This window comes from Synechococcus sp. H55.10, assembly GCF_047502715.1.
Classification (GTDB): domain Bacteria; phylum Cyanobacteriota; class Cyanobacteriia; order Thermostichales; family Thermostichaceae; genus Thermostichus.
Map to the genome: position 1 here is coordinate 1 of NZ_JANSJJ010000062.1, position 10,159 is coordinate 10,159.

General features: G+C 53.3%; 12 protein-coding genes. 1 reads left to right on the top strand and 11 read right to left on the bottom strand.

Features of this window, described 5'->3' with window-relative positions; all coding sequences use genetic code 11:
* Window positions 1-36: 36 nt before the first annotated feature.
* The 3 genes from NW858_RS04975 to NW858_RS04985 all read right to left on the bottom strand — a co-directional run bounded on the left by NW858_RS04975 (window position 37) and on the right by NW858_RS04985 (window position 4,838).
* Window positions 37-2,712 (bottom strand): BPTD_3080 family restriction endonuclease, encoded by a 2,676-nt coding sequence (locus tag NW858_RS04975; RefSeq protein ID WP_414347206.1) that lies wholly within the window; start codon window positions 2,710-2,712, stop codon window positions 37-39.
* Window positions 2,713-3,170: 458 nt separating this feature from the next.
* Window positions 3,171-3,905, bottom strand: a complete 735-nt coding sequence (locus NW858_RS04980) for an HNH endonuclease (protein ID WP_414347209.1) — start codon at window positions 3,903-3,905, stop codon at window positions 3,171-3,173.
* 15 nt (window positions 3,906-3,920) lie between these two features.
* A complete protein-coding gene (locus NW858_RS04985; RefSeq protein WP_414347212.1) occupies window positions 3,921-4,838 on the bottom strand; it encodes a Dam family site-specific DNA-(adenine-N6)-methyltransferase in 918 nt (305 codons plus the stop codon).
* A 288-nt stretch (window positions 4,839-5,126) separates the two neighbouring features.
* Between NW858_RS04985 and NW858_RS04990 the strand changes: the two genes are divergently transcribed.
* Complete coding sequence (locus tag NW858_RS04990; protein WP_414347235.1) at window positions 5,127-5,375, top strand: site-specific integrase; 249 nt, start codon at window positions 5,127-5,129, stop codon at window positions 5,373-5,375.
* A gap of 178 nt (window positions 5,376-5,553) precedes the next feature.
* Here the strand turns inward: NW858_RS04990 and NW858_RS04995 are convergent, their stop codons facing one another.
* The 8 genes from NW858_RS04995 to NW858_RS05030 form a co-directional block, all read right to left on the bottom strand.
* Complete coding sequence (locus tag NW858_RS04995) at window positions 5,554-5,880, bottom strand: HEPN domain-containing protein (RefSeq protein WP_414347215.1); 327 nt, start codon at window positions 5,878-5,880, stop codon at window positions 5,554-5,556.
* On the bottom strand, window positions 5,864-6,184 hold the full coding sequence (locus tag NW858_RS05000; RefSeq protein ID WP_414347217.1) for a nucleotidyltransferase domain-containing protein: 321 nt from the start codon (window positions 6,182-6,184) through the stop codon (window positions 5,864-5,866). The genes NW858_RS04995 and NW858_RS05000 overlap by 17 nt, the downstream gene beginning before the upstream one ends.
* Entirely contained in the window at window positions 6,181-6,384 is a 204-nt protein-coding gene (locus NW858_RS05005) for a hypothetical protein (RefSeq protein ID WP_414347219.1), read from the bottom strand. Before NW858_RS05005 ends, NW858_RS05000 begins: the two co-directional genes overlap by 4 nt.
* A 20-nt stretch (window positions 6,385-6,404) precedes the next feature.
* Window positions 6,405-6,617, bottom strand: coding sequence for a DUF2283 domain-containing protein (locus tag NW858_RS05010; RefSeq protein WP_414347222.1), 213 nt, complete (start codon window positions 6,615-6,617; stop codon window positions 6,405-6,407).
* A gap of 168 nt (window positions 6,618-6,785) precedes the next feature.
* Window positions 6,786-7,781, bottom strand: a complete 996-nt coding sequence (locus tag NW858_RS05015) for a DNA-methyltransferase (RefSeq protein WP_414347224.1) — start codon at window positions 7,779-7,781, stop codon at window positions 6,786-6,788.
* Window position 7,782: 1 nt separating this feature from the next.
* Complete coding sequence (locus tag NW858_RS05020; protein ID WP_414347227.1) at window positions 7,783-9,003, bottom strand: HEAT repeat domain-containing protein; 1,221 nt, start codon at window positions 9,001-9,003, stop codon at window positions 7,783-7,785.
* Window positions 9,004-9,081: 78 nt separating this feature from the next.
* Window positions 9,082-9,255: a hypothetical protein gene (locus tag NW858_RS05025; RefSeq protein ID WP_414347230.1), complete on the bottom strand. Its 174-nt coding sequence runs from the start codon at window positions 9,253-9,255 to the stop codon at window positions 9,082-9,084.
* Window positions 9,248-9,979 (bottom strand): hypothetical protein, encoded by a 732-nt coding sequence (locus NW858_RS05030; protein WP_414347233.1) that lies wholly within the window; start codon window positions 9,977-9,979, stop codon window positions 9,248-9,250. The genes NW858_RS05025 and NW858_RS05030 overlap by 8 nt, the downstream gene beginning before the upstream one ends.
* Window positions 9,980-10,159: the final 180 nt, after the last annotated feature.

The following is a 10,159-nucleotide window of genomic DNA, read 5'->3' on the forward strand; positions in this document are numbered from 1 at the left end:
CTCACCCCCAGCCCCTCTCCCTCTGGGAGAGGGAAGTCAGAGAATGTCCCGTATCTCGCCAGGGTGACGTGCCACCTTCCACCGCCAGCGACCGAACGCGCCATGGGCATTGACAGCCTGCGTCCACTCGTCCAGATAGCGCTGCTTCACCCGGTCTAGTTCGGTGTTTTGTCCCTTCGTTTCCAAAATGAGCATGTCGCCGTTGGATAGCCGCACAAGAAAATCTGGCCGATACTTGCGTACTACGCCACCATACACATACAGGACTTCGAAGCCCAGGTGATCGTTCTTTGCCCAGGCGCTCACGGCGTCGCTGTTGTCGAGGACGTAGGCATCTGATGCTTCCCAGGTGCTGTCGTAGACGCAGACGTTGATGTGCGACTTGCGTGTGCGTTCACAAGGTTTGCTCGTGTACCAGGTGCGCATTTGACCTGTCGAGCTGATGGGATGATCGCGGTCGAAGACTGGAGTAAGCCGCTCGGTGTTCTCCTGCCGCACCGCCTCGCAGACATGTTGCACAACTCGTGACATGTTGAGGGTGATGATCAGGCGGCGGCGCAGTTCATCCTGATAAAAAAGAGGTGGGGAGATCAAGATGCGGTCAGAACGAATGAACTGCTCGACAATCCGCACCAACTGCGCCAGCAAGATTTCGCGACTGCCTTTCCAGCTTGGCTTCATCTGATCGAACACATCCCGGGCAGTTGCGAAGATAATGCGCTGGGTGCGAAATTCCCGCGCCAACCGCTCTAGCTCAATGCGGCTGATCTGGGTCACGTCTGGCTTGCCTTCAAGAACTGGTGCCAGTTCTGCCACCTGCGGTGTCTGGGCAGCGTTTAGTTCTAGTGGCTGCACCTTTGACCAATCGAGAGTCAACGTTGGTTGAAGTACGCGCTCGATGCGCACCACATTTGGCCAGCGGATCTCAAACTCTGCTTTGGTCGGATCCGGCTCCACCGCGGTCTTGGGTGTTGGTGGTGGCGGCGGGCCATCTCCGCTATCCTCGTGCGGCAAGAAAGTGAAGGGCACACCGAAGATATTGACGTATTCGGGCTCGAGCAGCCCCGTTTGTGGGTTGACCTCGTAGGATGTGCGGCGCAAGCCTCGGCCCACAACCTGCTCGCACAGAAGTTGCGAAGTGAAGGCCCGTAGCCCCATGATGTGCGTCACGGTTTTGGCATCCCAGCCCTCGCTCAGCATCCCGACGGAAATGACATTCTGGATTTTCTCGCCGGGCTGCCCTACCTTACCCACCGTATCTACGATCTTTCGCAAACGTTCTGCCTGCTCTGCTTTGGTCAACTGACGTTCGACTGGTGCGTCTTCCTCTTCCCCATCCTCAGCCTCGTCTGAGGCTTCCACCACTGCAGTGGGCTCTTCCTTTGCCTCAGCCTCTTCTAACACCTTCGAGTCGATGTGCAGGATCCCTTCTGGGTTGCAGAGCTCGTCGATGGGAATGCGCCGTGAGTCGAAGGCGTGTTTCACCCGCGCCGCCGTCTCGGTTCGGTTACAGACGGTGATCATCACGGGCGGCGTGGGCAGGCCAGCCGCTTTCCAGGCCTTCCACGTCTCACGCCAGTCGTAGCCCAGCAAGTAGTAGGCGTTCAGCACCAGGTCGGGCAGCGGCTCCTCTGGCTTGGCCTGGCGGTTCAGGTCGTCTTTGACCTCCGGATCGTTGTAGATGTGGTAAAGCCGTGACTTGTAGGTCTTGGCATCCGGCACGGCGTCGTCACGCACCACCACGCGCGGAGTCTTCACCAGCCCCGATTCGATGGCGTCGTTCAGCCCAAAGTCGCTGACGATCCAGCCGAAGAGCGCCTCCTCGCTGCTCTTTTTTCCCGAGGGCGCAAAGGGGGTGGCAGAAAAGTCGTAGCAGGTCAGGATGCCGCGCGAGCGATGCAGACGATCCAGTCCGCCTACCCAAACTGTGGCTTCTGCGGCGCTGTCTTTTAAGCCATGCTGGCGCAGATACTTACCTTCCGCCTCCCAGTTGACGCGCCAGGCGTGGTGGGCCTCGTCGTTGATCACCAGCAGGTTGCGGGCATTCGCCATCTCACCCAGCACCTCGCGGGTGTAGGCTTCGTCACTCTTTGCGCCGCGCTTGTCTACGCTTTTGCGCTTCTTGATCTGTTCCTCGCTCTCCCAGGCTAGGGCGTGCCAGTTGCGAATCAGCACTTTGCCCTGCCGCAGTTTGTCCAGCAGGGCAGAGGGCACAATGTCGAAGGCCTCGTAGTAGTTGCCTGCGCCCGCCGGTTCTAGAACAGCCAGCCGTTTCTTGACCGTCAGCCCAGGCGCAACGACCAGCACGTTCTTCGAGAAACGTGCGTCCTGTAGGTTCGCCACCTTGTTGAGGATGTGCCAGGCAATCACCATCGCCATGACGATGGTCTTGCCCGTACCAGTTGCCATCTTGCAGCACCGCCGATCAAAGTCCCCACCGTCGCCAGGGATCTCAATGCCCACCCGCTCGGCAGGCGGCGCCTCGGTTAGCCAAATGAGCGTCTCCACAGCCTCCAACTGGCAAAAGAAAAAGCGACGTCTGTCGAACTCCTCAGGGTCACGCCAGTGATCCAAGAGCCGCTTGGTGATACTGGTCACACCCGGGTAGCCTGCCTCACGCCAAGCCTTCACGCGCGGGCGGATCTGGTTGACCAGCGGAATCTCCACAAAGATCCCGGGACGGTCGGAAGCCCGAAAATCACCGGAGGCCACTACCTAGATCTTAGGCTCCAGCCCTCCTTCACCTACAACCTTTACTAGTCACGACTCTTGCTCTGACAAAATAACCTTTGAGCTTGGCCTGGGACTTTTCTGGGCCTTCTAGCCTGTTGCGATTAATTAGAAGTACTAAATATTGAAACCTTTCTTTGCTACCAGCACCAACATTCACTTTTACCCTCTTAAGAGGGACATTTAGATGCAAGCCTGCCTGCTCATCCAACTTAATTTTCATCCGTCTTGCTCTGTGTTATTTTTTAGCCTTGATTAGATAAACGGACACCCTCGGTTGCGCTTTGGAAGCCATCTCTTGTTGTAAAGTCATAGTTGCGTTTTATAATTGGTACCTTGTCGGAAGTACTTCCCAACGGTCTGCGCTTCACCTGCGCCGCGTAGCGCAGCGGAGCGGCGTCAGGTGCAAGCGCGTGTTAGCCGCCGCAGGAAGTTCGCTATTACGTTTCATCTAAATGCTTTCGTACTACCATCTTAACATACTCAGGTAAACGACGTTGACTTCTCTGTGCTTTTTCTTTTAACCTTTCATAGGTTTGTACTTCCTCTTCGCTCCATAGTATATCTATGCGTCTTACTTCTCTAAGGGCGATATGGAAATAGTTCTCAGGATTAGCCCAATAGCACCCTTGACACACTTGGGGTAGTTTTTTGTTTATCCAGTTTTCGCAATGCTCACAAGACCATGACTTTGCGCGGTTGCAGGACCCGCAAAGCAACATGTAATCTTTCGCATTCCAATCTTTGCTATTTGTATCTCCACTTACTTCGTATGGAATTCTATGATCAACCTGAAGATAACGTTCCTCAAATTCACCAGAACAGATAGAGCATTTACCATGGACGAGTTCATACAATTGTTTTTTGAATTGCTTGGGAAATGCGATTCTTCCCTGAAGTCGTCCTTTACGAATTTTATCTAGGTCTCCAAATCTGTAGGCGGCTATGGAACGTCCATCTGATGACTTTACGCGGAATGTCTCTAAGGGTATGCCCACTTCTCGAACGTCACGCGCAGCTCGGGGTGGGTGATTGTAACCATAATCCTTTTTTAACTGTTCTGTCGTAATGTACCCATGTTGAAGAATATGCTCAATTACTACACGGGCACGCTTGTTCTTGATAGAAGGAATAAGGTTTCTTATTCGACTTTGATCCTCTGGCGACATAGTCATGTTTTCTCTACTTGCCTATTTCATGAGTTCAAGTTGGAGTTCTTGATGGGTATCAATTCTCCCAACAACTTCATTGTGGTCAAAACCTAGTCGATCTACTAAGGACTTCGAAAGGTAAATTGATTCATATGTAATCTCGTTTCTGCCTAAAAGAGTTGCTTGGGTTGAACGCCCAACTTTGATCTCAATTCGGTGTAATCCTAGTTCAGTTGGTAATTCTCTACCAAATTTCTTGTTTCCAGTGCGCCCATCATAGCTTAAGATAAATGGGATCATTTGAGCATTTAGATAGTCCAATGCCTGTATAAATTCTTGAAAATCTACCCCTTTGTAATAACGAGGGTCGCCGTTATCGCAAACTCCTTGATATGGCGGATCCATGTATACCAAGTCTCTTTTGGTAGCAATATACAGAACTTCCCTATAGTCTTTGCTGGTTATTATTGTCCTACCACGAAACAAATACGAAACTGCAAATATATCATCTGCCATCTTTTTAGGATCTCGGCCTAGCCTGCGATTATCTGGACTCTGATTAAACTCCCCCCTAGGGTTGTATCTTATTGATGCTTTCACACATCTTGCCAGAAGATAATGTAAGTAGTCTGGCCGCTGTGTACGGTTGAATTCGTCTCGAACGTAATCGTAGAATTGTCTTGGGTTCGCACGCTGTTCTTGCCAGAGCCGCTCGTAGGTTGTCGCAACACTTTGAGGATTATTTATGATCTCTTGCCATAGATCCATCAAAGGTCTATTTATATCGTTCAGATAAAAAGAAGATGCTTTCCCGTAACAAGCGGCAGCAATGGAAATGGCAGCCGAACCAGCAAAAGGCTCAATTAATGTGCCTATCTCTCGCGGGAAATAGGCCAATATGTAATGGGCTATTTGCCTTTTACTTCCTTGGTATGGGATTGGATGTGGAACTCTCATGACTGTGTACCCCAGAGATTATACGTAACAAGCGGTCATCTTGTCTATGTCACTAAAGGCGGCTAACTATACACCACACCACCGTTTTCCACCTAGCAAGCCCTCTGATACAAAATTTTCGGCTGAACCGGATTTTGTCGGTAAAATTTACTGTAGTGACTCTTTCAGTATAGCATCCCCAATGCCCCACAACCACGACCGCCCTATACCTAAACCGACCAAGCTCCTTGACCAAGTGCGTCAAGTCATCCGGCTTAAGCATATGGCCATCTCCACGAAGAATTCTACATCTATTACATCAAAAACTTTATTCTATTTCACAAAAAGCGACTCCCAAGGAAGATGGGCATTGAAAAAATCAAAACTTACTTGACTTATTTGGCAGTAAAGAAACTCGTTGCTCCTTCGACACAAAATATTGCTTTGAATGCTCTATTGTTTCTTTATCGCCAGGTTTTACATCTGGAAATTCCAGACATTGACCATATTGAACGAGCTAAACGACATAAAAGTATTCCTATAGCGGCTTTCCACTAGTTCAAAGATCCGAGGCTCGAGGTCGTAGCATAAGAGTTGCTGTGGCTTCTCGTAGGGCGAATTGATTATCAGCCGGTCAATCGTAGTCCTAGCCATTACTTTTCTCCCTTTCCGTTGCATTACCGACTTCTTCTGTTGCACAGCAGCGAATCTCTTTGGGTAGACTTGCCATCTCATGCTAGGAAATAGGGGCAAATTCAATGAAGTCGTCGTAGCTAAAATCAACAGCAAAAGGGTTGAGTTGGCGGAGTTGATCTTCCTCAACCGGCAACAAGATGCCCCGGTCACCAAGCAGACGCGCCAGCTTGACCAGGTCATGGGTGCGTGTAAATTCGATCTGTTGGGCAAACAAGACCGCCTTGAGAGATTTCTCTACCGCTTGCTGGGCATGGAAGTAGAGGATAGAAGGGTGAACCTCCGGGTCTCTTTTCAAAACTTCAAATGCCTTGAGGTCGCGATCGGCCAAGCGCAGGGATCGCCAGGCCTCTTCAAGATGGGGCTTCATAGAGGGCTCTTCCCTCCTTGCGCGCCCAGTACAGTACGGTGCCCGGAACCTGACTGCGCCGTTGGTATTCGGCCTCCGAATAAACCAGCAAATCAAGCCCTGGGCCAATCGAGCCCACAGCTTTGTGCAAGCGGATCATTTCGCCATACGGGTCGGACACTTCTGGTTCAATCACAATAAGATCCAGGTCAGAGCCAGCGTCGGCGTCGCCGCGGCCGTAGGAGCCAAACAAAAGTACGCGGCTGGGCTGCGCCACTGCCACGATCCGTTGCACAATTGCTTGCAGAGCTTGCTCGTCAATCATGTCTCCACCCTTATGACCTTCAGGCTCTCGATGCCCTGCTCATCGATAGATTGGGCGCACGGTGTTGCTACTTCATATCCTGCCGGGCGGCGGCCTTCGACCCGTTCAAATCGCCTTGTCTTGCGGTTGTAGCGCCTGTGTTGCCGCAGCTCCTCGTAGGGCGAGTTGATGATCAGGCGGTCGATGGTGGTGCTGGACATCGTGATAGCCTCTTCGTGTTTCAGGGGACTTCCGGAACGGTCTCGAACAACAATCGCCGAATATCGGTCTGGGGCGCCTGCTTCGACAAGTACAGCATTTCGATACCGACCACGCGATCCTGGTCGTCGTAGTCTACGATGATGCCAGGCGCGACCTCTTCCGAACGACTTGCCGGCACCTCACCCAAGGTCAGGTACAAAGCGTCGGCTTGCTCATCAACTTTCAGTTTCATGGTTTCGCCCTTCTGCAATCGAAATACGCCGTGATTTTCTGTGGCGGCGTCACGGCAGTATCAACGATGCCCCGCAACCCGATTGCCGAACTCCGGCGATCCTTACCAGTTTGTGTTCGAGTCCCCTATCCAACTCAATGACTTCACGAAAGGCGATGTATCTAAACGCTACTCAGAGGAGAACAGAGACAACCGTTTGTCACATAAAATGTGTATTGGAACTTTTCCAGAGTTGATCTGTTTCCATATAGTTTGTATTTCTTGGTGGCCACATTCTTCTGTGAAACGAAATATCGATGCTGCTAAATATTCGTGTTCCTTCTCGAACGCGAGCCAGTGACGGCCAAGTTTTTCGGCAGCGCTGCCAGTGGTGTTCGAGCCGGCAAATACGTCCAGCACGGTGTCGCCGGGATCGGTGAGAAATTCAATGAAGAAGGAAGGCAGCCTTTCCGGAAAGCGGGCAGGGTGCGGTTTTACGCCCACGGTCGCGCAGAAGCGCAGGTAGGAGGAGTTGCTCTCGGAGTTAGGTATTTGCAAGAGGTTTGACGGAATTGCGCCACCGTTGTTGGTGGCGAAGTTGGTGCTAATGTCGTGACCTGAAGGGCGCTTCTTTGGGCGATAGAAAGCTTCAGGGTCTTGGAGTAGTTTGCGCATCCGTTCCGAGTAAGGCGCAAGCACGCGCCGGATGTCGGCCTTCGGGTTCTCGGTCTTCGAAAGCCACCAGACGGTATTTACGGAGTCTTTCGCGCGAATCTTCCGCTTGTTCACCCATTCGATGGGCGATGGCAGCTTGGCTGGGTTGAACCAGAAGAACTCCTCGGCGAGATAGAAACCATAGTCGTCACACAGCCGGAGCATGACGCGGAAGTTGTAGAGCGATCGGACAGGACGACCACTTTGGTAGGCACCGCCGAGGTCAAGCACGAAACTGCCGGAGGGTTTGAGCACACGTCGGATAGGTTCGGCGAAGCGCAGCAACCACTCCACGTAGGCATCCTCGGTTTTGTTGCCGTATTCCTTCTGGCGTTGAAGTGCAAACGGCGGCGAGGTGATGACGAGGTCAATGGACTCCGGCGGGAGCAGCGGTAGTAGATCAAAGGAATCACCGACGTGGGCTTCACCCCATTGCGTGGTGTAGAGTGGCGCAGGCAGCGAGTGGTGCATGTCAAAGCTCCTCTAGATTGTAAACCCAGCTCGCGAGAATCTTCCAGAGCACGGTGACGGCAAAATAGACCTCCGGATCGTGTTTGCTGAGCTCTTCGATTTGACCGACCAAAGCGTCTTTGTTCTGCATGCCGAGGATGTAAGCAACCCACCGACGTGCGTCGTCGTCCACCATCAGCGGGAGCAGATCCTGCACCTTGACACGGCCCGAACGGCTCAGCGCCCAAGCGATACCAGCCCGCTGATCGTCTTGGCCGTTGGTAAAAACATTTGTAATGTCCGCGCTGGTCGCAGCGACGATTTTGCGGAGCGCGCGGGCGGCTTCGATGCGAATCGGCTCGGTAAGTTCGAGGAAAACCTGAATCAGTGCGTCAACGCTTGCCGATTGCTGAAGCTCGCCTAATGCCCAAGCTGCGCCGGCACGGATTTCAGCGTGCTGACTTTTGTCGAGCAGAACGCTGGTTAGCGTCTTCACCGATTCGGGCGCGCAAATTTCGCCGAGTATGATAACGGCTTCGAGACGATGCTCAAGGTATTGGTAGTCATCAAGCAGCGTGCGGCAGATGAACTGCATACCGTCGTTTTGCCCAGCTCGTGCAAGGCCAGCGGCGGCTTCGAGCCGCACGTAGATGTGTTCACGATCGTCGTTGATGCGGGCGAGGAGGGCCTGTAAAACGTTGGAAGACTGGATGTGCGAGAGAGCCTTTACGGCGGTGTAGCGGTCGGTCACAGACAAAGAGGTGAGCATCGGCTCGAACTTGCTTTCCGCAGACGTCGCTACGCAGGGAATTGCTGTGGAAACCGGCACAACTGAAGCAATGATTTGTCCCACGCGAATGTGGTCACCGGTTTGGACAAGCGGCTGGAGGTCGACTGTACCACGCCTCAGACTGATACTTATGGTGCGGGAATCGGTGTGGCGTCGAAACTGGAGGCGCGACGGGGATACATCGGAGACAACGCCATCGCTACTTGCAATCACAGAAGGCCACGTTACGCGCACTTCGAAGCCTTCTTGTTCCCCTTTGGGTTTCTTCAAGACGGCACGTTTTTCTTTATAGGCCTCCCGAAGTGCGCCGACAGTTATGAACTGGATCGGTTCGCTCGCCTGCCAATCAATCGGGCGCTCGCCGGATTTTGAGCACGATAAAAATGCGACCAAATCTTCGTTGGCCAAGCCATTGTCCCAGCCGCGCTCCGGTTTGGAAAGTGAATGCGACATGCTGATTTCGAGTTTGGTCTTGGCGCGTGACTCGAACCGCTTGCCGCAGTTCAGACAGAGGATATCCGGAACGCGAAGCTATTTGATTTTGATCTTCTTCCAAATCTTGTAGCTCATGGAGCCACGCTCCAGTTCGATGGGTCGATGGCCCTGACGCTTCAGATTCTCGAAGACCGCACGTGCACCAACCGCTCCCATGGCCAGCTTTTCCAGGAAACTTTCGTCAGATTTGAATGAGCGGCGGTTAGGCATAGATCAACGCCCTCTCTATTGTCACAGAACATCTCTCCCCAAGAATGCTGTGTCTCTCAGTCAGAAGCTCCCGCGCCAGCAGCAGCTGGTCGCGTAGGTAGGTGAGATATGAGTGAATGCCCAGCTCCCAGGTGTCGCGGAAGGCACGGATCTGCTCCGGCTCAGCAGTCAGGTCCTCGTCCTTGCCGTCCTTGACGTCGCGCTTGTTCACAAAGGGCTGGAAGTTGGAGCCGTACTTGATGCCGTAGGGCGGGTCGATGTAGATCATCTGCACCTTGCCGGCCAGGCCCTCCTTCTCCAGCAGTGAGTTCATCACGAGCAGGCTATCGCCGGCAATCAGGCGGTTGGTCCACCCGTGCTTGTGCTGGTAGAACTCGATCGCCTGGCGCAACGGTTCCCTACGTTCTTCTTCGAATAGCCCCAGTTGCACGGGTTCGGCTTGGCCGTTCTTCTTCCGTACCGCTTCAATGATGGTGCGCGGATCGATGCGCTCGTGGACGTGCAGGGAGACAGTCGGCACCTCGAACGAGGTATGCTCGGCCTTGCCCGCCCAGACGAGTTGCGGGTCAAGGTGGGGGTCGTAGGCGTAGCGCTTTTTCTTTTGGCCGGCGTCGGGGTCGTTCTCGGGCGTTACCAGCCCCACGGGCGGGTTGTTGACGCGCTCTTTGTCGCGGTGCTCGTAGGACTCGATCGCGCGCTTGGTATCGGTTTTCTTTCCTGCCATCCAGTCCTGCCTATGGGTTTCGTCGTGGGCCTATTGGGAAGGCTAGCTTGAGACTAACTTTTGATTCAACACCGAGCTGTCGCGTCAGCTTTTCTCTCCCAAGCCACCTATCCGTCCAGTTGCGCCCTCAGGGTTTGCACGCCCCGCCGCGACCAGCTCACTGCTCCAACGCGATCGGCG